Source organism: Amycolatopsis sp. NBC_01488 (assembly GCF_036227105.1).
GTDB lineage: Bacteria > Actinomycetota > Actinomycetes > Mycobacteriales > Pseudonocardiaceae > Amycolatopsis.
Window position 1 is genome coordinate 3,672,004 of the sequence record NZ_CP109434.1, and the last position, 20,328, is coordinate 3,692,331.

General features: G+C 70.7%; 21 protein-coding genes. 8 read left to right on the forward strand and 13 right to left on the reverse strand.

Annotated elements, in window-relative coordinates:
- Positions 1-143: 143 nt before the first annotated feature.
- Both OG738_RS17810 and OG738_RS17815 read left to right on the forward strand, forming a co-directional pair.
- Positions 144-410 carry a hypothetical protein gene (locus tag OG738_RS17810; protein WP_329055298.1) on the forward strand — a complete coding sequence of 89 codons (267 nt, stop codon included), beginning with the start codon at positions 144-146 and terminating at the stop codon, positions 408-410.
- Complete coding sequence (locus tag OG738_RS17815) at positions 391-687, forward strand: AMED_5909 family protein (RefSeq protein WP_329055299.1); 297 nt, start codon at positions 391-393, stop codon at positions 685-687. The genes OG738_RS17810 and OG738_RS17815 overlap by 20 nt, the downstream gene beginning before the upstream one ends.
- Here the strand turns inward: OG738_RS17815 and trhA are convergent.
- Positions 684-1,325 (reverse strand): PAQR family membrane homeostasis protein TrhA, encoded by a 642-nt coding sequence (trhA, locus tag OG738_RS17820; protein WP_442875944.1) that lies wholly within the window; start codon positions 1,323-1,325, stop codon positions 684-686. The genes OG738_RS17815 and trhA overlap by 4 nt on opposite strands.
- Positions 1,326-1,438: 113 nt before the next feature.
- Between trhA and OG738_RS17825 the strand changes: the two genes are divergently transcribed.
- Complete coding sequence (locus tag OG738_RS17825) at positions 1,439-2,215, forward strand: isoprenyl transferase (protein WP_329055302.1); 777 nt, start codon at positions 1,439-1,441, stop codon at positions 2,213-2,215.
- A 60-nt stretch (positions 2,216-2,275) separates the two neighbouring features.
- Here the strand turns inward: OG738_RS17825 and OG738_RS17830 are convergent, their stop codons facing one another.
- Positions 2,276-2,524 (reverse strand): hypothetical protein, encoded by a 249-nt coding sequence (locus tag OG738_RS17830; protein WP_329055303.1) that lies wholly within the window; start codon positions 2,522-2,524, stop codon positions 2,276-2,278.
- Between the two features lie 725 nt (positions 2,525-3,249).
- Here OG738_RS17830 and OG738_RS17835 point away from each other — a divergent pair.
- Positions 3,250-4,542: a PhoH family protein gene (locus tag OG738_RS17835; protein ID WP_329055304.1), complete on the forward strand. Its 1,293-nt coding sequence runs from the start codon at positions 3,250-3,252 to the stop codon at positions 4,540-4,542.
- 58 nt (positions 4,543-4,600) lie between these two features.
- On the opposite strand, the gene OG738_RS17840 is transcribed toward OG738_RS17835, so the two are convergent.
- Complete coding sequence (locus tag OG738_RS17840; protein WP_329055305.1) at positions 4,601-6,040, reverse strand: GuaB1 family IMP dehydrogenase-related protein; 1,440 nt, start codon at positions 6,038-6,040, stop codon at positions 4,601-4,603.
- A 55-nt stretch (positions 6,041-6,095) separates the two neighbouring features.
- Here OG738_RS17840 and OG738_RS17845 point away from each other — a divergent pair, with 55 nt between their 5' ends.
- Positions 6,096-6,563 carry a DUF309 domain-containing protein gene (locus OG738_RS17845; protein ID WP_329055307.1) on the forward strand — a complete coding sequence of 156 codons (468 nt, stop codon included), beginning with the start codon at positions 6,096-6,098 and terminating at the stop codon, positions 6,561-6,563.
- Complete coding sequence (locus OG738_RS17850; protein WP_329055309.1) at positions 6,557-7,072, forward strand: hypothetical protein; 516 nt, start codon at positions 6,557-6,559, stop codon at positions 7,070-7,072. The genes OG738_RS17845 and OG738_RS17850 overlap by 7 nt, the downstream gene beginning before the upstream one ends.
- On the opposite strand, the gene OG738_RS17855 is transcribed toward OG738_RS17850, so the two are convergent.
- From OG738_RS17855 to OG738_RS17880, 6 genes are all read right to left on the reverse strand, one after another.
- On the reverse strand, positions 7,069-7,692 hold the full coding sequence (locus tag OG738_RS17855; RefSeq protein ID WP_329055311.1) for an MBL fold metallo-hydrolase: 624 nt from the start codon (positions 7,690-7,692) through the stop codon (positions 7,069-7,071). The genes OG738_RS17850 and OG738_RS17855 overlap by 4 nt on opposite strands.
- A 51-nt stretch (positions 7,693-7,743) precedes the next feature.
- The gene (locus OG738_RS17860; RefSeq protein ID WP_329055312.1) at positions 7,744-8,376 is read right to left on the reverse strand and encodes a Pr6Pr family membrane protein; all 633 of its coding nucleotides are present in this window, start codon (positions 8,374-8,376) and stop codon (positions 7,744-7,746) included.
- A gap of 140 nt (positions 8,377-8,516) precedes the next feature.
- Positions 8,517-9,809, reverse strand: coding sequence for a S53 family peptidase (locus OG738_RS17865; protein ID WP_329055313.1), 1,293 nt, complete (start codon positions 9,807-9,809; stop codon positions 8,517-8,519).
- Between the two features lie 131 nt (positions 9,810-9,940).
- Positions 9,941-11,473: an ATP-dependent DNA ligase gene (locus tag OG738_RS17870; protein ID WP_329055315.1), complete on the reverse strand. Its 1,533-nt coding sequence runs from the start codon at positions 11,471-11,473 to the stop codon at positions 9,941-9,943.
- Between the two features lie 40 nt (positions 11,474-11,513).
- Positions 11,514-13,196: a PstS family phosphate ABC transporter substrate-binding protein gene (locus OG738_RS17875; protein ID WP_329055316.1), complete on the reverse strand. Its 1,683-nt coding sequence runs from the start codon at positions 13,194-13,196 to the stop codon at positions 11,514-11,516.
- Positions 13,197-13,247: 51 nt separating this feature from the next.
- Entirely contained in the window at positions 13,248-14,111 is an 864-nt protein-coding gene (locus tag OG738_RS17880) for a helix-turn-helix domain-containing protein (RefSeq protein WP_329055317.1), read from the reverse strand.
- 99 nt (positions 14,112-14,210) lie between these two features.
- Here OG738_RS17880 and OG738_RS17885 point away from each other — a divergent pair, with 99 nt between their 5' ends.
- Positions 14,211-15,236, forward strand: a complete 1,026-nt coding sequence (locus tag OG738_RS17885) for an aldo/keto reductase (RefSeq protein ID WP_329055320.1) — start codon at positions 14,211-14,213, stop codon at positions 15,234-15,236.
- Positions 15,237-15,239: 3 nt separating this feature from the next.
- Here OG738_RS17885 and OG738_RS17890 read toward each other — a convergent pair whose 3' ends face one another.
- Together OG738_RS17890 and OG738_RS17895 are read right to left on the reverse strand one after the other, a co-directional pair.
- Entirely contained in the window at positions 15,240-16,637 is a 1,398-nt protein-coding gene (locus tag OG738_RS17890) for a class II fumarate hydratase (protein ID WP_329055321.1), read from the reverse strand.
- Positions 16,638-16,664: 27 nt separating this feature from the next.
- Entirely contained in the window at positions 16,665-17,288 is a 624-nt protein-coding gene (locus OG738_RS17895) for a hypothetical protein (RefSeq protein WP_329055322.1), read from the reverse strand.
- Positions 17,289-17,365: 77 nt separating this feature from the next.
- On the opposite strand from OG738_RS17895, the gene OG738_RS17900 reads away from it, so the two are divergent.
- The gene (locus OG738_RS17900; RefSeq protein WP_329055323.1) at positions 17,366-18,355 is read left to right on the forward strand and encodes an NAD(P)/FAD-dependent oxidoreductase; all 990 of its coding nucleotides are present in this window, start codon (positions 17,366-17,368) and stop codon (positions 18,353-18,355) included.
- Positions 18,356-18,459: 104 nt separating this feature from the next.
- Here the strand turns inward: OG738_RS17900 and OG738_RS17905 are convergent, their stop codons facing one another.
- Together OG738_RS17905 and glpX are read right to left on the reverse strand one after the other, a co-directional pair.
- Positions 18,460-19,209, reverse strand: coding sequence for a S1 family peptidase (locus OG738_RS17905; RefSeq protein ID WP_329055324.1), 750 nt, complete (start codon positions 19,207-19,209; stop codon positions 18,460-18,462).
- Positions 19,210-19,217: 8 nt separating this feature from the next.
- The gene (glpX, locus tag OG738_RS17910) at positions 19,218-20,267 is read right to left on the reverse strand and encodes a class II fructose-bisphosphatase (protein WP_329055326.1); all 1,050 of its coding nucleotides are present in this window, start codon (positions 20,265-20,267) and stop codon (positions 19,218-19,220) included.
- Positions 20,268-20,328: the final 61 nt, after the last annotated feature.

A 20,328-nucleotide genomic window follows, 5' to 3' on the forward strand; every position in this document is an offset into this window, starting at 1 on the left:
GACGAACATGGCCAACGCTGCTCGGCGGGTGTCGCGGGCGTGGCACGAGCTGGCGCAGGCGCGCGGGTTGCCGTGGTGGTGCGTGGCGGCACTGGAGTCGGCGTCCGAAGGGTTCGCCGACCTGGCCAGGGAATGGGAACAGCATGACGGCAACGTGGGACGGGCTGGGGCTGCGGTCGACAGTCGGCGTGGGTACCGAGGTGACGGTGGAGGAGACCGGGACGGTCGCGTCACATCCGCCGGTTCTGGTGTTGGCGGGTGGGCTGTGCGTGGTGACGCTGGTACCGCCGGAGGACCAGACCGCCTGGACGGGGTGCGCGGCGTTCCTGCGCAGTCTCCGCGACCACACCGAGGAACTGGCGACGCTGCTGGAAGCCCGCGCGGGGACGCGTGACCGTGCGCAAGGTTGAGCTGAAGACGCTGCGAGACGCCCACGAGGTCGTGATGGACCGCCGGCCGCCGAAGGATGCGAACCCGTCGGTGTGGCTGGCGTTCCGGCTCGGCAACGCGCGGTTGTACAAGGCGATCGCAGACGTCGACCGGGGTCATCACCACGAGGCGCTGTACTGGGCCGGATATGAGGAACGGCAGGCGGGTGAGATCTCGGCGAAACTGCAAGCGGAAGGGAAGCCCGCTGATTGGTCGCATGTAGACGAGCAAGGTCCAAAACCACAAACCCGCAGCTAGGCGTACATCGCCAGCCAGATCGCGATGTAGTGCGAAACCGCCGCCAGCACGGTGCAGGCGTGGAAGTACTCGTGGTACCCGAACGTCTCCGGCCAGTGATTCGGCCACTTCACGGCGTAGAACACCGCCCCCAGCGTGTAAAACAGCCCGCCCACGCAAAGCAGGACCAAAGCCGCGACTCCGGCGTGCGTCAGCAGCTCCGGGAAGACGAACACCGCGACCCAGCCCAGTGCGATGTAGATCGGCACCCCGAGCCAGCGCGGTGCGTGCGGCCACAGCATCTTCAGCGCGACACCGGCGATCGCGCCGCCCCAGACGATCGAGAGGATCACGTAGCCCGTCGGCTTGGACATCGCCAGCAGGGTGAACGGTGTGTACGTGCCGGCGATGAACAGGAAGATCATCGAGTGGTCCGCGCGCTTCATCCACTTGTACGCGCGGGGGCTCCAGAAGCGGCGGTGGTACAGCGCGCTCACGCCGAACAGGCCCAGCACCGTCAGGCCGTAGACCGACGTCGCCAGCGCGGCGATCGGGGACACTGTGGACGCCGCCAGGCTGATCAGCGCCGCGGTCGCCGCGAGGGCGCCGAAGAACGTCCAGAAGTGGATGTGGCCCCGCAGGCGAGGGCGGAGGTCCACTACGGGCTCGGGTGGTTCCGTCTTCAGGCTCACCCGTCCAGGTTACGGGACCGTAGGTTCCCGGGCAGCGGTCGAGTCACGCGCCTCACACCGGGTGCGTACTCTTCCTGGACGTGAGTGTTCGCTCCTTCTTGTCCGACGTCGTGTACAGCGCCTACGGCCGGCGCCTCATCCAGCAGGCCGCCGGGCGGCATCCCCGGCACATCGCCATCATGCTCGACGGCAACCGCCGTTGGGCCCGTGAAGCGGGCTTCGCGGACGTTTCGGACGGCCACCGCGCCGGGGCGAAGAAGATCGCGGACTTCCTGAGCTGGTGCCAGGAAGCCGACGTCGAGGTCGTCACCATGTGGCTGCTCTCGACCGACAACCTCAACCGGGACCCGGACGAGCTCACGCCACTGCTGAAGATCATCACCGGTGTCACCGACGAGCTCGCCGCGCCCGGCAAGACCTGGCAGCTGCGCATCGTCGGCGCGCTCGACCTGCTACCCGCCGACGTCGCGAAGCGACTCAGCGAAGCCGCCGCGCGCACCGAGGGGCGGACCGGCATGGAGGTCAACGTCGCGGTCGGTTACGGCGGGCGCCAGGAAATCGCGGACGCCGTGCGCAAGCTGCTGCTCCAGCACGCCGACGAGGGCACGACCATTCACGAGCTCGCGAAGATCCTCGACGTCGACCACATCTCCGAGCACCTCTACACGTCGGGGCAGCCGGATCCGGACCTCATCATCCGCACCTCCGGCGAACAACGGCTTTCCGGATTCCTGCTCTGGCAGTCCGCGCATTCGGAATTCTGGTTCACCGAAGCGTATTGGCCGGCATTCCGCCGGGTCGATTTCCTGCGCGCCATCCGCGACTACGCCTGGCGGCACCGGCGGTTCGGCTCTTAAAAGGCCCGAAAAACGCCGAAGGGCCCCGGAGCACGCTCCGGGGCCCTTCGCAAGCCACACTCAGCCGTGGTGGTGCTCCAGCGAGTGCAGGATCAGCGCCGGGGTGGTGGCGATGCCCGTGTAGGCACCGGCGACCAGGGAGGCCGCACCGTAGCCCAGGGCGCCGCCGCCTTCGATGAACGTGGCGTAGGCGTCGCCGAACGTCGGGTCCGGGGTGCCGCCGTGGTCGCCCGTCGCGGCGAACGCGGTGCTGCCGATCATCATGAGACCCGCAGCGGTGGCGGCGACGAAACCAGCCTTCTTCAGCACTTCGCACACTCCTAGGTAGAACTATTGGGATCCGGGGCACCGGAGGACCGGTGGTGTGTCCCGCAGTGAGAAAATTACCCGTCTATCAGGCATCTCGTACGGCTTGTACGCCCATTGTGTGAGCCTGATGCAGGCGCTTTCACTCGGACCGGTTCTCTCTTGGCGGCGCGAACTGCGCGGCGCTATCGAACGTGGTACAAGCTGTGCAGTCGATCTTCTGAATACAACGGGTCAGCAATTCTTCCAAGATCATTCCGACGTGGGTGTACCGATCGAGAGATCGATGACGCAGCGTGAGCGTCACCCGACGTCGATGTCAGACGACCGACAGTGAGGTGACGATCTGGCGAATCACCGTGTTGGCTCCCTGCGCGATCCCGCATTCGTGGGTACCTTCCGAGATGAGGGCACGCGTTCCGTGCGGGTCCTCGCGGGAGGCCCTGGTCGTGACGGTGATCGAGGGGGCGGCGCAGCCGCCCACGAGACGCACGAGGGGGCCGGCACCCGGCCCTCGTGGCCGCGCCGACTGACCCACCAGGTCAGGAGGAACGGTCCAGCCAGGGAGGTGCCCGGCCCAGCGAGTGCGGGCGTGAGGTGCACACGCCCTCGAGGGAGATGCCGTCGTGACTGCGCAGCGTTTGCCCCGTAAGGCCTCTGGCCGTTCTTCGACCGGTGCCGTTCCTGGCCCGGAGAAAGCCTCGACCTCGCCCGAATCCCAGCAGCACATGTACGTGCTCGACACGTCGGTCCTCCTTTCGGACCCGTGGGCGGTCACCCGCTTCGCCGAGCATGCTGTCGTGCTTCCGCTGGTCGTCATCAGTGAACTGGAGGCGAAGCGCCACCACCCGGAGCTGGGCTGGTTCGCCCGGGAGTCCCTGCGCATGCTCGACGACCTGCGCCGGCAGCACGGCAGGCTCGACGCGCCGCTCCCCATCGGGGACCACGGCGGCACGCTGCAGGTGGAGCTGAACCACTCGGACCCGTCGGTGCTCCCGTCCGGGTTCCGCACCGACTCCAACGACCACCGGATCCTCGCCTGCGCGCTGAACCTCGCGGCGGAGTTCCCGGCGGTCACGCTGGTGACGAAGGACATCCCGCTGCGGGTCAAGGCCGGGGCCGTCGGCCTCGAGGCGGACGAATACCGCGCGCAGGAAGTGACGCCGTCCGGCTGGACGGGCATGGCGGACGTCGACGTCCAGCAGGACGTGCTCGACGCGCTGTTCGGCGGCAGCACCGTCGACCCGGTCGAATGGGGCATGGACGAGCTCGCCGAGCTGCCCTGCCACACCGGGCTGCGGCTGCTCGCGGGCACCTCCAGTGCCCTCGGCCGGATCACCGCGGACAAGCGCATCCGGCTGGTCCGGGGCGACCGCGAGGCGTTCGGCCTGCACGGCCGCAGCGCCGAGCAGCGCGTCGCGCTCGACCTGCTGCTCGACTCCGACGTCGGCATCGTCTCCCTCGGCGGCCGGGCAGGCACCGGCAAGTCGGCGCTCGCCCTCTGCGCCGGTCTCGAGGCCGTGATGGAACGCCGTCAGCACCGCAAGGTCGTGGTGTTCCGGCCGGTCTACGCGGTCGGCGGCCAGGACCTCGGCTACCTGCCCGGGTCCGAGAGCGAGAAGATGCAGCCCTGGGCGCAGGCGGTGTTCGACACGCTCGGCGCGCTGGTCAGCCAGGACGTCCTCGACGAGGTCTTCGACCGCGGCATGCTCGAGGTGCTCCCGCTGACCCACATCCGCGGCCGCTCGCTGCACGACACGTTCGTCATCGTCGACGAGGCGCAGTCACTGGAACGGAACGTCCTGCTGACGGTGCTCTCGCGGCTCGGCACGGCGTCGCGGGTGGTGCTCACGCACGACGTCGCCCAGCGCGACAACCTGCGCGTCGGCCGGCACGACGGCGTCTCGGCGGTGATCGAGAAGCTGAAGGGGCACCCGCTGTTCGCGCACGTGACCCTCACCCGCTCCGAACGCTCGCCGATCGCGGCCCTGGTCACCGAGATGCTGGAGGACCACGGCTAAGACTCCATGAAGGGCACCCGCATGGCCGTCAAGTCCATGAGGGTGCCCTTCATGGCATTCACCAGCCCGAGGGGAGCGGACGGCCTTCGGCGAACCCGGCCGCCGACTGGACGCCCAGCAGCGCCCGCTCGTGGAACTCCTCGAGAGTGCGCGCGCCCGCATAAGTGCAGGACGATCGGACGCCCGAGCCGATCGAGTCCAGCAGGTCCTCGACGCCCGGTCGCTGCGGGTCGAGGGCCATCCGCGACGACGAGATGCCCTCCTCGAACAGCGCCTTGCGCGCGCGGTCGAAGACGTTGTCGGTGCGCGTCCGCGCGCCCACCGCGCGCTTCGATGCCATGCCGAACGACTCCTTGTAAGGCCGGCCCTGCTCGTCGAACCGCAGGTCACCGGGGGATTCGTAGGTGCCGGCGAACCACGAGCCGACCATCGCCGCGGACGCGCCGGCGGCCAGCGCCAGCGCGACGTCGCGCGGGTGGCGGACGCCGCCGTCGGCCCAGACGTGCTTGCCCAGCTCACGCGCGGCGGCAGCGCAGTCGGCGACCGCGGAGAACTGCGGGCGGCCCACGCCGGTCATCATCCGCGTCGTGCACATCGCGCCCGGCCCGACGCCGACCTTGACGACGTCCGCGCCGGCCTGGATCAGGTCGCGCGTGCCCTCGGCGGTGACGACGTTCCCGGCGACCACCGGGACCTGCGGCGACACCGACCGGACGGCCTTCAGCGCGGCGATCATCTTCTCCTGGTGCCCGTGCGCGGTGTCGACGACGAGCACGTCGACGCCGGAGCCGAGGACGGCTTCGGCCTTCGCCGCGACGTCGCCGTTGACGCCGACCGCGGCCGCGACGCGCAGCTTCCCGTCGCCGTTGACGGCCGGGGTGTAGATGTCCGCGCGCAGCGCGCCGACGGCGGTCAGCACGCCCGCGAGGCGGCCGTCGGCGTCCAGGCCCAGCGCCAGGGACGCGCCGTGGCTGTGGAGCTGCTCGAAGACTTCCCGCGCCGGCGTCGCCAGCGGGACCGCGACGGCGGCAGGCTGCGCGACGTCGGCGAGACGCGCGAAGCGGTCGACGCCCGCGCAGGCCGCTTCGTCGACGATGCCGACCGGGCGGCCTTCGCCGTCGACGACCACGACGGCGCCGTGTGCGCGCTTGTGGACCAGGTTGAGCGCGTCGGCCACGGCGTCACCGCCGGTCAGCACCAGCGGCGTGTCCCACACCGTGTGGCGGCTCTTCACCCAGCCGACGATCTCGGCGACCGCGTGGCTGTCCACATCTTGAGGGAGCACCACCAGCCCCCCGCGGCGGGCGACGGTCTCGGCCATCCGCCGTCCGGCGACCGCGGTCATGTTGGCGACGACGATCGGGATGGTCGCGCCGGTGCCGTCCGCGGTGGCGAGGTCGACGTCGAAGCGGGACTCCACGTCCGAACGGTTCGGCAGCAGGAACACGTCGTCGTAGGTCAGGTCGTGGGCGGGCCGGTGGCCGTCGAGGAAACGCACGAGTCCCCAGGCTACGTGGCCGGGTCGCGGACCGCGAACGTGGGAGTATCGGGGCATGAGCCGCCGCGACCGGGACACCGAAGGACGGGCACGCAACGCACGGCCGCGCGACGGCCTCGGCCGGCCGTTGCCGTACGGCGCCGACGGGGTCGAACGCCAGCCGGAAGGCATCGCGAGGACCCCGGCGCAAACGCTTGCGGAGGCCCAGGAGCTGCTGGACGACGGCAAGCCGTTCCACGCGCACGAGGTCTTCGAGGACGCGTGGAAGACGACCGACGGGCCCGACCGCGAGCTGTGGCGGGGGCTCGCGCAGCTCGCGGTGGGGCTGACGCACGCGGCGCGGGGGAACAACGTCGGCGCGGTGTCGCTGCTGGAGCGCGGGGCGGCGAACATCGAGCCGTTCCGGGACGAGCCGCCGCACGGCATCGACGTCGCGGGGTTGCAGCAGTGGGCGCTCGCGCTGGCCGAAGAAGCGAAGCAGCGAGTCCGGGTGTCGCCGGCTTCGCCGCGGCTGACGTGCTGACAGCGGTCGGTGCCGCGGTGATCGCGGCGGTCGCGTCACTGGTGGGGGTGACGCTGGGAGCGCTGGTCGAGCCGCTCAAGCTCAACGCCGCCCGGCGCGCGAAGCTGCGGCAGGAAAGAGCCGACCGCTGCGCCGGGTTCATCGAGGCCGCCGTCCGCGCGCGGCAGCACAACATCGACCTGAACGTCATCCACCGCCGGCGCGAGATCGGCGAACTCGCCGAGGCGGACGCCGAGCGCACCGCCGGGTACGAGGATTCCTACTACGCCGCCCGCGCGCAGATGCGGTCCTTCTTCGGGCTGCTCGTGCTGAGCGGCCCGGACGACCTGGTCGCCCAGGCCCGCGTGGTCCGGCAGCGGGACTTCGACCTGCACGTCGTCCGGCTCGAGGTCGACGAGGACGGCGGGTTCGACCGGATGAACCTGCCGCCCGTGGTGCGGAAGGCCACCGGAGCGGCGGACCGGGCGATCGAGGAGTTCGCCCTCGTCGCCCGGAAGCACACGTCCTAAGCCTCCTCCCAGCCGCTCGAGGCCGCCTTCTCCGCGCCCAGCGTCGTGCCTTCGCCGTGGCCGGTGTGCACCTTCGTCGCGTCCGGGAGCGTGAACAGCTTCTCGCGGATGGACTTCACGATCGTCGGATAGTCCGAAAAGGACCGTCCGGTGGCACCAGGGCCGCCGTGGAACAGCGTGTCGCCGGTGAACAGCACGCCCAGCTCTTCCGCGTACAGGCACACCGCGCCCGGCGCGTGCCCCGGCGTGTGGACGACCTTCAGCGCCGTGCCCGCGATCGTGATCGTCTGGCCGTCCTCCAGCCCGCCGTCCGGCGCGCGGTCCGGGTGCGTCTGGTCCCAGAGGACGCGGTCGTCCGGGTGCAGCAGGATCGGCGCGCCGGTGGCCGCGGCCAGCTCCGGGGCCGCGTTGACGTGGTCGTTGTGCGCGTGGGTGCAGACGATCGCGGCCAGCTTCCGCTCGCCGACGACGTTCTCGATCGCCTTCGCGTCGTGAGCGGCGTCGATCACGATCACTTCCGCGTCGTCGCCGACGATCCACACGTTGTTGTCGACGTCCCAGCTGCCCCCGTCGAGCTGGAAGGTGCCGGACGTCACCAGGTTCTGCACGATCGCCGTCATGGGCCCGACCCTAACGCGGTCAGCCAGGTCCTCGCGGGGCGGCAGGCGACGCTACGGCTTTGTCGCCGAGATTGCCAACGATTTCTTGGACAGTGGGCGATCCAGGAGGAGCGCGCCGATGGCGAGCGCGGTGAAGAACAGGCCGATGGCGACGCAGTTGAGCGTCACGCGGCCGTAGCCGAGCGCGCCGGCGTCGACGAACGGGTAGGGGTAGAAGCCGGTGACTGCGCCGCGCGGCAGCGTGAAGGCGAGCCAGGCCAGGGGATAGAGCAGCGACCACCAGACCGTCCGCCAGGTCAGCGCGCCGCGCGGGCCGGCGACGAGCCAGCCGAGCACGAACAGGATCGGCGTGACCTTGTGCAGCATGGTGTCGGAGAACAGCGAAAGCCCGTGCAGGTCGTACAGGCCGGCGAGGGCGACCTGGTAGACGATGCCCGTCACGATGATGCCGACCAGCGCGTCGAGCCAGAGCACGGCGAAGAGCTTCTTGCGGGTCACGCCCAGCGCGACGGCCGCCGAGATGGCCGCGACCAGCAGGTTCGAGTCGATGGTGAAGAAGGAGAGCAGGTTCGCGACGCGGCCGCCGGGGTCGGTCGCGGTGGCGACCACCTGCGTGACGAGGCCGGTCAGGGCGACCAGCGTGGTGACCGCGAACCAGGCGCGGGTGAGCTTTTCGCTGCGCATCCCCGGAGGATAGTTCCACTGTGGACCACTCGATCGAGTCCGACCCGTCGAACAGTGTCCCGTACGCGATCCAGCCGGATCGCTGCTGCTGAACCCGGGTGCGTCCCGGTGCTCGTCGGCACCGGGACACACCCGGTGGCCTACTTCAGCGCTTTGACCAGTGCGGGGACGAAGACCGACGCGTCGACCGTGCCCCAGCCGCTTGCGACGTCGAAGCCCTTCGCCGCGGTGAAGCCGACGACGCCGTCCTGGCTGTTGTCGCCTTCGGTCACGTCGACGATGCCCGCCTTGGTGCCCGCCGGGCCCAGCTTCGTGTACAGCACCGGGTTGATCTGGCCGAGCTTGCCGTGCTTGGCCTGCACCGCGAGCGCGAGCACGCCGGCGAACAGCGGCGCGGACTGCGAAGTGCCGTGCACGCCTTCCATGCTGATGTCCGGGAACGAGCGCATCTTGCTGCCGGTGATCTTCTTGACGCCGTCCTGCCAGTTCGGCCGCGCGTACGCCTTCGACAGCCCGGCGCCCTCGGCGAACCCGTCGTCGGCGACGTTCACCAGGTCGTCCGCCTTGGTGCGGGTGCCGTTCGCGTCGAGGTGCAGCTGCGTGCCGCCGAGCGTCGTGACGCGCGGGTCGGACGCCGGCCAGCTCGCGACGCGGTACGGGTAGTTGCCCGGGCCGTAGAGGTAGCCGCCGGTCGGGCCGTCGTCGCCGGAAGAGGCGACCATCGTGATGCCCGCCTTGCTCGCGCGGTCGAGCGCCGGGTCGAGCGTCTTGATCGAGTCGAACGACGGGAAGTTCTCTTCCGTCGTGCCGAAGCTCATCGAAATGACGTCGACCAGCTTGTGCTCGGTCATGTAGTCGACCGCGTGCATCATCTCCGGCAGGCCGGTGAAGCCCTGCGTCTCGGCGACCGGCGTCGCCGCGACGATGATCTTCGCGTTCGGCGCCATGGCGTGCATCATCGTGACGTCGAGGTCGGTCTCGCCACCCCAGCCCTGGCAGGTGGCGGTGTCGACGCCGGGGTCGGTGCACGCGGGCACCGGACCGGACGGCTGGATGACCTCGACGTTCGCCGGCGGCAGGCCGTGGTTCTTCGAGTACGTGTCGAGAACCTGCTTGACCTGGTCGTCACCGAAGGACACCAGCGTCGCGACGGTGCTGCCCGCGCCGGTGATGCCGGCGTTCCACAGTTTCGTCGCGTTGTACGCGGTGCTCTCCTTCGGCAGCGACGCCATCGCCGCTTCGAGCTTCGCGACGCGCTTCTGCACGGTGTCGGCGCCGACGAACGACTGCGCCGCCGGCGAGAAGTGGTGCTTCGAGGGCTGGTGCCCGGCGTTCGGCGTGCTCGGCACGGGCGTCGCGCCGGCGGGCGCGGCGAACGCGGTGACGAGCAGTGTGGCGCTCGCGAGCAGGCCCGCGGTTGCGCGCAATCTCATGCTGTTCTCCCCGGGAGTCGTGGAAACTCCACCCTGGCGAGACCGGCGGGCGCGCAACATCGACTTTCGTCTTTCCTTTTAGGAGGAAAGCACCCCCGACGCGCGAGATGTCGTGATCAAGACTTTCGTCGTCAACTCCCTTCCGAGCGGTCGCCGTGCAGCAGGCCGCGGACCGTGTCGATCGTGTCCGCTTCCGCCGGGTCCTTGTCCGGGCGGTACCGGACCACCCTGGCGAACCGCAGCGCGAGGCCGCCCGGGTAGCGCGTGCTCACCTGGGCGCTGTCCAGCTCGATCTCCACCACGACCTCGGGGCGGACGTACACCGTCCAGTCGTCGCGATGGGTCTCGATCTCCTGGAACGTCCTCGTCTGCCACGCGAGGATCTCGTCGGTCATGCCCTTGAACGTCTTGCCCACCATGATCGGCGGCCCGCCGTCCGGGTCTCGGGCGCCCAGGTGCAGGTTCGACAGCGTGCCCGTGCGCCGGCCGTGGCCCCATTCCGCCGCGAGCACCACCAGGTCGATCGTGTGCACCGGCTTGACCTTCAGCCACGCGCGCCCGCGCCGGCCCGCCGCGTACGGCGACGCCAGGTCCTTCACCATCACCCCTTCGTGCCCGGCCTCCATCGCCGCTTCCAGCACGACGGAAGCCCGCGCGGTGCCGATCTCGCCGGGGATCACGTGCGCGCCGGCGACCTCGCGCAGCGCCGCGTTGCGTTCGGACAGCGGCGCGTCCAGCAGGTCGACGCCGTCGAGGTGCAGGCAGTCGAAGAAGTACGGCCGCAGCAGCAACGCCTTGACCTGCTCCTCGCGCGTGCTGCCGAACCGGCTCATCGTGTCCTGGAACGGCCGCGGCCGACCGGCGTCGGTCAGGGCGAGCGTTTCGCCGTCCAGCACCACCGACTCGCACGGCAGCGCCCGCACGAGCTCGACCAGCTCCTGGACGCTGGAGGTGATCTCGCGCAGCGTCCGCGTCCAGACGTGCACCTCGTCGCCCTGGCGGTGCACCTGGATCCGGGCACCGTCCATCTTGTACTCGACGATCGCCTCGGCGTGCTCGGCGACGGCTTCATCCAGCGACTCCGCCGGGGACGCCAGCATCGGCTTGATCGGCGTGCCCAGCGTCAGCCGGAACTCCGCCAGCGCCGCCTGCCCGCCGGTCAGCGCCGCGACGCCGGTGATGCCGAGCTTCCCGGACAGCATGAACGCGCGCCGCACGTCCTCGGCCGGCACCTCGGCCGCCGCCGCGATCGCGTCGACCATCACGCCCTCCAGGGCGCCCTGCCTCAGCTCGCCGGTGACCAGCCGGAACAGGAACTGCTGCTCCTCCTCGGTGAGCCGGACGAACAGCGCCCGCAGCACGTCCTGCCGCCGCGTCGAGGAGCCCGTGCCCGCCGCTACGCCCGCGGCCTCTGTCAAGGCCGCGTCCACCTCCAGCACCGTGATCACCGGCGATGCGGCGGGCGACGCGCCGAGTCCGGCCAGGGTGCGCCAGCCCGCACCCAGCCGGTCCTGTGCCGTCTGCCCGGTCAGGTACGCGATCACCGTGGCCAGCTCGGTGAACTCGGCCGCGCGCAGCAGGGCGGCCAGGACGGCGATCTTCGCCTTCCTGGACCGCGTCGCCGCCAGTTCGGCGGACGCCCGGACTATCTCGCTCAGCAACACCCGGACATCATGACCCGCACCACCGACAATTTCCGGATGACTAGATGTCGGGCCTGGTGCAGTGGGGGTCGAGCAGGCCGTCCTTGGCCACGCACGGCGTGTACCCGGCGTCCTGCAGCTCGGCCCGCGCGGTCGGGCTCGCCAGGTAGTCGAGGAACCGCTTCAGCACGCTCCCGTTCGACGGCACGCCCTTGGTGTAGAGGTACTCGACGGTCCAAAACCGGTATCCGGCGTCCACGGTCGTGACGTCGGGGTAGTGGCCGTCGAGCTGCACGATCGTCACCTGCTGGTCGCGGGCGGCTGCTGTCTTGGCCGCCGGGACGTCGGCGTACCCGATCGCGCCCGGTACCGCGCCGACCTCGGTGAGCACCTCGGCGGTCGTGCCGCGCTCGCAGCGCGTGGTCGCCGCCGCCGGGTCGCGCTCCGGCTTGCGGCACGAATCCGACGTCAGCCGGTCCTCCGCGCCGCCGAGGACCTTCTGCTCGAACGTCTTGCGCGTGCCCGACTCCTGCCCGCGCCCGACGATCCCGATCGGCACGGACGGGCCCGGCCGCAGCTGGTCCCAGTTGCGCACCCGGCCGCTGAAGATGTCCTTGACCTGCTGGGTCGTCAGCCGGTCGATCCCGGCGGCCCGGTTGACGACCAGGCTGTACACGACCACCGCGACGGCCTTCGTCTCCAGGTCGGGGCCCGCTTCGCCGGAGCGGCCGTCCGAGAGCACCGCCAGCTCGTCCTTGCCCGCCGCGTCGACCGGGGCCAGCGCGCGGACGCCGGTGACGCTGCCGGTCGCCCGGGTCGTGATGGCCGCGCCGTCGCACTGGCCGTGGTACTCCGCGGCGATGCTGTCGATGATCGGCACGAACGCGCTCGACCCCTCGACCGCCAGCTTCCCGGTGGCGCACTGCGCCGAGTCGCTCGGCCGGGACCACGAGACGAGCAGCGTCGCGAGCAAGGCGCCGGTCAGGAGCACGCCGACCGCCGTCGTGATCACCGGCCAGCCGAACCGGCGCTGCTTGCGGTCGTCCTTGATCCGGCCGGCGGCGAGCCGGGCGTGGTGGCGGATCTCCTTGCTGATCTCGCCGTCGTGCCCGTCGGACTCCCGCAGCACGACGACCAGCTTGAACTTCTCCTTGCGCTTCAGGGAAAGCCGTGCGAACCGCACGCCGTGCCACTCGGGTGCTTCGGGCGGCGGGGCATCGGCGGCGGCCAGCCCGGCGAGCCGTTTCGGCAGCAAAGCGCGCACTCGGGACAGCTTCACGCCTTCGACCGGCCGTTGCGGCGTGTCCCGCGTGAAGAACTCGAGGCCGTCGCGGACGTGCTGGCGCAGGCCGTCGTCGGTCGCGTCGGACACGCGCGCGTCCCAGACGATCCGGCTGCCGAAGGTGAACGACAGCGGGATTTCGAAGTCGCCGGGTGCGATGTCGAACCCGCCGGTGTTGTGGATCCGGATCACCACGACGCTCATCCGGTTCAGCAGCCGCGCGGTCCGCTCCAGCTGCGGATCCGCTTGCGCCGAGCCGTTTTCGCCGTCGTGCAGGTCGATCGGGGAGAGCCCGATCTTGGAGTTGTAGAGCACCCGGAACGTCAGCCGGCGCCGCCGGATGAAGTAGCGGTCGATGAACGGCGCGGCGATCGCGACCAGCGCGGCGATCCCCAGGACGAGGCTGCCCGAGTCCGAGCTGAGGATCTCGGCGAGTGACTGCATCGTCGCGCCGACGCCCACCGTGCTGCTCCTCTACCCCCGGCTCCCCAGGTCCAGAAGCCTAGGCAGGCTTCACCCGGTGTGGGGTTGCGACGACCGAGTGTTCACCGGTCGTTCATCGGCGGCGATCCAGCTGGCCAGCAGGCCGAGCGCGCGTTCGGTTTCGGACCCCGGTTCGGCGTGGTAGACGACCAGGCCCTGGTCGGGGTCCTGGGGCAGGCGCAGCGTCTCGTAGCGCAGCCGCAGCTCGCCGACGACGGGGTTCATCAGTACCTTCCAGCCCTGCGCCTTCTCCTGCACCGCGTGCTCCGCCCACAGCTTCCGGAACTGCTCGCTCGCCAGCGAAAGCTCGCCGATCAGCTGGGCGAACCCCGGGTCGCCGGGGTGCCTGCCGCTCTCGGCGCGCAGGTTCGCGACCAGCTCGCGGCACACCGCGTCGTACTCCGGGTGCAGCCGTTTCGCCCGCTCGTCGAGGAAGATCAGCTTCGGCATGTTGGGTTCGTCCAGCTCGGCGAAGGCGAACGCGACCGCGCCGCCGAGCGCGTTCCAGGCCAGCACGTCCAGGTACCGCCCGAAGACGAACGCCGGTGCCTGGATCGCGTCGAGCAGCTGCTGCAGCTCGGGCCGGATCCGCTGCGGCGCGCGCTCGTCGCGGCGCTTCGGCGCGGCCAAGTTGCGCAGGTAGGACTCCTCGCCGGAGTTGAGCCGCAGTGCCCGGGCCAGCGCGTCGAGGACCGCGTCCGAGACGTTCCTCGCGCGGCCCTGCTCCAGCCGCGTGTAGTAGTCGACGCTGATCCCGGACAGCTGCGCCAGCTCTTCGCGGCGCAGGCCCTTGACCCGCCGCTGCGTGATTCCGGGCGGCAGGCCCAGGTCGGCGGGGTCCAGTGCGGCGCGACGCGCCTTCAGGAAGGCGCCCAGCTCGGCTGCGTCACTCATGCCATCAGTATCCCCGGCCCGCGGATTCCTGCCTGGTACTGCCGGACCCAGGTTGAGCGTGACCTGGTCCGGCGCTCTGGCCGCTTCCAGAGTGGTGGCATGGAACGACGAATTTTGGGCGGCACGGGGATTTCGGTCAGCGAGTACGCGTTCGGCGCGATGATGCTCGGCGAGTGGGGCAACCCGGACCACGAAGAGGGCGTCAGGATGCTGCACACGGCGCTCGACGCGGGCGTCAACTTCTGGGACACCGCGGACATGTACTCGCACGGTGAGAACGAGCGGATCGTCGGCAAGGCCCTGAAGGGCCGTCGCGACGAGGTCGTGCTGGCCACCAAGGGCTTCTTCCGGATGGGGGCCGACCCCAACCAGGGCGGGCTTTCGCGGCGCTGGCTGACGCGGGCGCTGGACGACAGCCTGCGGCGGCTCGACACCGACCACGTCGACCTCTACCAGGTCCACCGGCCCGACCCGGCGACCGACATCGAGGAAACGTTGTCGGTGCTGACGGACTTCGTGCGCGCCGGGAAGGTGCGCGCGATCGGGTCGTCGGACTTCCCGGCCGAGCAGATCGTGGAAGCCCAGTGGGTGGCGGAAAAGCGCGGCCTGGCGCGGTTCCGTGCCGAGCAGCCGCCGTACTCGATCTTCAACCGGGCGATCGAGGCCGCGGTGCTGCCGACCGCCCAGAAGTACGGCATGGGCGTCCTGACGTGGAGCCCGCTGGCCAGCGGCTGGCTGTCCGGGAAGTACGTCAAGCCGTCCGATGTGGACCTTTCCGAGGGCCGCCGGACGTTGCAGGCGCACAAGTTCGACCCGGCGCTGCCCGCGAACGCCGGCAAGTTCGAGGCGATCGCGCGGCTCAAGAAGATCGCCGACGACCTGGGCCGCCCGCTCACGCACCTGGCGACGGCGTTCGTCCGGGCGCACCCCGGCGTGACGTCCGCGATCATCGGCCCGCGCACGCCCGCGCAGCTCGACGACCTGCTGGCCGGCGCGGACCTCGTCCTCGACGACGACGTGCTGGACCGGATCGACGAGATCGTCCCGCCGGGCACGGACCTCAACTCGGCCGAGAAGGACTACACGCCGCCGGCGCTGGCGGACAAGCGCCTGCGCCGGCGGTAGCGGTCACTTGCCGCCGCGGGCCATGCGGAGGACGTCGAGCGCCTCGTCGAGCTGCTGTTCGGTGAGCTTGCCGTCCTTCACGTAGCCGCGCTCGATGACGACCTCGCGGATCGTCTTCAGCTCCTTCAACGCCTGCTTCGCGACCGCGGCGGCTTCTTCGTAGCCGATGTACTTGTTCAACGGCGTCACGATCGACGGCGAGCCCTCCGCGTAGGTGCGGGCGCGGTCCACGTTGGCTTTGACGCCGTCGAAGACCTTGTCCGCCAGCAGCCGCGAGACGGCCGCGAGCAGGCGCGCCGACTCGAGGACGTTGCGGGCGATCACCGGCAGGTTGACGTTCAGCTGGAAGTTGCCCGCGGCGCCCGCGAACGCCACCGCCGCGTCGTTGCCGATCACCTGCGCGACGACCTGCAGCGTCGCCTCCGGGATCACCGGGTTCACCTTGCCGGGCATGATCGACGAGCCGGGCTGCAGGTCCGGCAGCGCCAGCTCGGCCAATCCGGTGCGCGGGCCGGAACCCAGCCAGCGCAGGTCGTTCGCGATCTTGTTGAGCGACACGGCGATCGTGCGCAGGTGCCCGGACGTCTCGACGACGCTGTCCTGCGTCGCCTGCGCCTCGAAGTGGTCGCGGGCCTCGGTCAGCGGCAACCCGGTCACCGTCGCGAGTTCGGCGGCGACGCCGGAGCCGAAGCCGTCCGGCGCGTTGAGGCCCGACCCGACGGCCGTGCCGCCGATCGGCAGCTCGCCGAGGCGCGGCAGGCCCGACTTCAGCCGCTCGACGCCGAACCGGACCTGCGACGCCCACGCGCCGGCCTCCTGGCCGAGCGTGATCGGCACGGCGTCCATCAGGTGCGTGCGCCCGGACTTCACGACGTCGGCCCACTCCGCGGCCCGGACCTCGATCGCGCCGGCGAGGTATTCGAGCGCGGGGATGACGTCCTTGAGGACGGCTTCGGTCGCGGCGACGTGGATGGTCGTCGGGAAGGTGTCGTTCGACGACTGCGACGCGTTGACGTGGTCGTTCGGGTGCACGTCCCGGCCGAGGGCCCGGGTGGCGAGGGTCGCGATGACCTCGTTGGCGTTCATGTTCGACGACGTCCCCGAGCCGGTCTGGAAGACGTCGATCGGGAAGTGCGCGTCGTGCGCGCCCTCGGCGACCTCGTCGGCGGCGGCCGCGATGGCGTTCGCGACGTCGGCGTCGAGCACGCCCAGCTTGAGGTTCACCCGCGCGGCGGCGGCCTTGAGCAGGCCGAGCGCACGGATCTGGGCGCGCTCCAGGCCCCGGCCGGAGATGGGGAAGTTCTCGACGGCCCGCTGGGTCTGCGCGCGGTAGAGCGCGTCGGCAGGCACGCGGACCTCGCCCATGGTGTCGTGTTCGATCCGGTATTCCTGATCAGCCATGACACCGATTCTGGACCTGTTCGCGGGTCACCGCGTGGTGGCGTTGCGCACCCTGCGCCGTTCGCCGAGCACCGCCGTGACGACGATCGCCGCCACCAGGCTCGCCACGCCCAAGCACGCGAACACCAGCGGCACCGTCGGGTCCTGCCGCCCCGGGAGCTGGGTCGCGACGAGTCCGTCAGGATCCTCGACGACAGTCACCCGGCTGCCGACCGTCAGGCGCGTACCCACCCCCGGGTCGAGTGAACCCGGGCTCCCGTCCGGGTTCCGCAGGTCGTACGTGTAGTCGATCCCGGCCTTCAGGCGCTGCGCGGACTCCGCGGTCACCAGCACTTCGACCGGCTTTCCCCGCGAAAGCAGGACTTCGTCGCCCGCCGCGAGCCAGCCGCCCTGCAACGCGGCGAGCACCGGCAGCAGCCCGAGCAGCGCGAGCGGGAGCCCCGTCCGGGCCAGCCAGCGGCCGAACGCGACCAGGGCCGCGAAAGCCACGAAGACGAACGGGAGAAAACCCACCGGCGAAGCCGACGGCAGCCCGAGCCACACCGCGAGAACGAGCCAGCCGTGCAGCACCACTGTCGCCGCGGTCGCGCTCAGCAGCGTCCGCCGCACACCCCACGGCGGGCGCCGGTCGTCCGGGCGCCTGTGTCGCACCCCGTCGAGTGAACTCCGATCCGGCTAGGATCGGCTGTGTTCTCGATCACCGCCATCCACCACTGGCTGGAGCGAGCATGACTGAAGCTTCTGGGGACTCCTACGACCTCGTGATCATCGGCGCGGGCCCGACCGGGCTGTTCGCCGCCTACTACGCCGGGTTCCGCGGCCTTTCCATGGCGGTGGTCGACTCGCTGCCCGAACCCGGTGGCCAGGTGACGGCGATGTACCCCGAGAAGATGATCTACGACGTCGGCGGGTTCGCCGAAGTCCGCGGCCGCGACCTGGTCGACGGCCTCGTGCAGCAAGCCGCGCCGTGGAAGCCGAAGTACCTGCTGGGGCGCAAGGCCGAAAAGCTGGAGACGCTCGAAAACGGCGTCGAGCTCACCCTCGACGGCGGCAAGACCCTCAAAGCCGGCGCGGTGCTGATCACCGCGGGCATCGGCGAGTTCACCCCGCGCCCGCTGCCCGCCGGCGACGGCTGGCTCGGCCGCGGCATGGTCCACTTCGTCCCGTCGCTGCAGGCGCACGCGGGGCAGCACGTCGTGGTCGTCGGCGGCGGCGACTCGGCGTTCGACTGGATCCTCGCGCTGCACCCGGTCGCTGCGAGCGTGACGCTGGTGCACCGCCGCGCCAAGTTCCGCGCCGCCGAGTCGATCGTGCGGCAGGCGCGCGAGCTTGGCACCCGGATCATCACCGACGCCGAGGTCACGCGGTTCGTCGAGAACGAGAGTGGCGCGCTCGAAGCCGTCGACGTCTCGATCAAGGGCGCCGGCGACGAGCGGCTGCCGGCCAACGCCGTCGTCGCGGCGCTCGGGTTCACCGCCGACCTCGGCCCGATCGAAAGCTGGGGCCTGGAAATCAGCCACCGCGCCATCGCCGTCGACTCGACGATGGCGACCGCACGCGAACGCGTCTACGCCGCCGGCGACGTCGCCGCGTACCCGGGGAAGGTCAAGCTGATCGCGACCGGCTTCGGCGAGGCCGCGACAGCCGTCAACAACATCGCCGTCGCGCTCGACCCGGACGCCCACCTGTTCCCGGGCCACTCGAGCAACGCAGAGTAGTAATCCGGCCAAAAGTAGGCCGCCCCCCACGCGGCACGTGACCGTTGCTACGAAGTCGTTCGGCCGTGACTGTGGTCGGATTACTGCTCATCGGCACAGTAGGGTCAGGCCTTCGTCTTCTCCGCGATCCACGGCGCGTACGCGACGGCGGACGTGTAGATCGACGGCGCCGACGCGCACACCGGGTCGTTGTTGCCCGGACGGCTGGTGACCCCGGCGAGCAGCCAGTGGTCGCCGTCGCGGACGATCTCGGGCCCGCCTGAGTCGCCGAAGCACGCTCCGGCCTTGCCACCGGGGTTGTCCGTGCACAGCTCGGCCGTGCCGTCGAAGACGGACGTGCACTTCGAGCCCTCGACGATGTGCGTGTCGAGCTGCTGCAACGTCGTCGGGATCCCGCCGCAGCCGACCTTCGGGCAGGTCTGGCCCCAGCCGAGGATCCGGGTCGCCGTGCCCGGTGCCGCGGCCGTCGCCAGGCCGATCGGTGCCGCCTCCGCAGGCGCCGCCAGCCGCAGCAGCGCGATGTCGCCCGCCGGGCTCTGCGTGTTGAACGCCGGGTTCACGATGATGCCGGCGACCTGGGCGACCTCGCCGCCCTGGCCCACGTCGTTCGTGCCCGCCCGCACGGAGATCGCCGCCGGGGTCTTGTCGAACGCGCAGTGCGCGGCCGTCACCACCCAGGTGGGGGCGATCAGCGCGCCCGCGCAGAAGAGCTTGCCGGTCGGGGAGTGCAGCGACACCGCGAACGGGTACGGCTGGTCCGCGTCGCCGCCCCCGACGATCACGGGGTCGGCCGACGCGGTGGCGGGGACCGAGGCGAACAGCAGGACCAGCAGGGCCAGTAGTCGCCTGGGCACGGGTCTCCTTACGGCAGCGGGGGAACGACGTCGTCGTCGGGCGCGTCCAGGTGGCCGTCGAAGTTGACCGAGGAGTACGCCCGCAGCTTGTTCAGCCGGTGGTAGCCGTCGATCATTCTGACGGTTCCGGACTTGGACCGCATCACGATGGACTGCGTCGTCGCGCCGCCCTCGCGGTAGTGGACGCCGCGCAGCAGGTCACCGTCGGTGACGCCGGTGGCGCAGAAGAAGACGTTGTCGCCGCGGACGAGGTCGTCGTTCAGCAGCACGCGGTCGAGGTCGTGCCCGGCGGCGATGGCCTTCTCGCGCTCGGCGTCGTCCTTCGGCCACAACCGGCCCTGCAGCTCGCCGCCGAGGCACTTCATCGCGCAGGCCGCGATGATGCCTTCGGGGGTGCCACCGATGCCGATCAGCATGTCGACGCCGGTGGTCGGGCGGGCCGCGGCGATCGCGCCCGCGACGTCGCCGTCGGAGATGAACCGGATCCGCGCGCCGGCGTCGCGGACCTCCTTGATGATCTGCTCGTGGCGCGGGCGGTCCAGGATGCACACGGTGACGTCGCCGACGCTGCTGTTCTTCGCCTTGGCCACGCGCCGGATGTTCTCCGCGATCGGCGCGCCGAGCTCCACCTTGCCCGCTGCCTCGGGGCCGACGGCCAGCTTCTCCATGTAGAACACCGCGGACGGGTCGAACATCGCGCCGCGCTCGGCGACCGCGAGCACCGCGAGGGCGTTCGGCATCCCCTTGGCCATCAGCGTGGTGCCGTCGACCGGGTCGACCGCGACGTCGCAGTCCGGCCCGTCGCCGTTGCCGACCTCTTCGCCGTTGAACAGCATGGGCGCTTCGTCCTTCTCGCCCTCGCCGATCACCACGACCCCGCGCATCGACACCGTCGAGACGAGCTGGCGCATCGCGTCGACGGCCGCGCCGTCCCCGCCGATCTTGTCGCCGCGGCCGACCCAGCGGCCGGCGGCCATCGCGGCGGCTTCGGTGACCCGGACCAGCTCCATCGCGAGGTTGCGGTCGGGCGCTTCACGACGACTCTCTGCGGCGGACATCAGGCCTCCCGGATCGTGGAACTGGCGGGCGTTCAGTCTGTCAGATACCCGCCGTGTTTCC

Bases quoted from the DNA above. Each gene is read 5' to 3' on its own strand.
- OG738_RS17810 (WP_329055298.1), top strand. From the start codon at position 144: ATGACGGCAACGTGGGACGGGCTGGGGCTGCGGTCGACAGTCGGCGTG.
- OG738_RS17835 (WP_329055304.1), top strand. From the start codon at position 3,250: ATGTACGTGCTCGACACGTCGGTCCTCCTTTCGGACCCGTGGGCGGTC.
- OG738_RS17845 (WP_329055307.1), top strand. From the start codon at position 6,096: ATGAGCCGCCGCGACCGGGACACCGAAGGACGGGCACGCAACGCACGG.
- OG738_RS17855 (WP_329055311.1), bottom strand. From the start codon at position 7,692: ATGACGGCGATCGTGCAGAACCTGGTGACGTCCGGCACCTTCCAGCTC.
- OG738_RS17860 (WP_329055312.1), bottom strand. From the start codon at position 8,376: ATGCGCAGCGAAAAGCTCACCCGCGCCTGGTTCGCGGTCACCACGCTG.
- OG738_RS17865 (WP_329055313.1), bottom strand. From the start codon at position 9,809: ATGAGATTGCGCGCAACCGCGGGCCTGCTCGCGAGCGCCACACTGCTC.
- OG738_RS17880 (WP_329055317.1), bottom strand. From the start codon at position 14,111: ATGAGTGACGCAGCCGAGCTGGGCGCCTTCCTGAAGGCGCGTCGCGCC.
- OG738_RS17885 (WP_329055320.1), top strand. From the start codon at position 14,211: ATGGAACGACGAATTTTGGGCGGCACGGGGATTTCGGTCAGCGAGTAC.
- OG738_RS17890 (WP_329055321.1), bottom strand. From the start codon at position 16,637: ATGGCTGATCAGGAATACCGGATCGAACACGACACCATGGGCGAGGTC.
- OG738_RS17900 (WP_329055323.1), top strand. From the start codon at position 17,366: ATGACTGAAGCTTCTGGGGACTCCTACGACCTCGTGATCATCGGCGCG.
- glpX (WP_329055326.1), bottom strand. From the start codon at position 20,267: ATGTCCGCCGCAGAGAGTCGTCGTGAAGCGCCCGACCGCAACCTCGCG.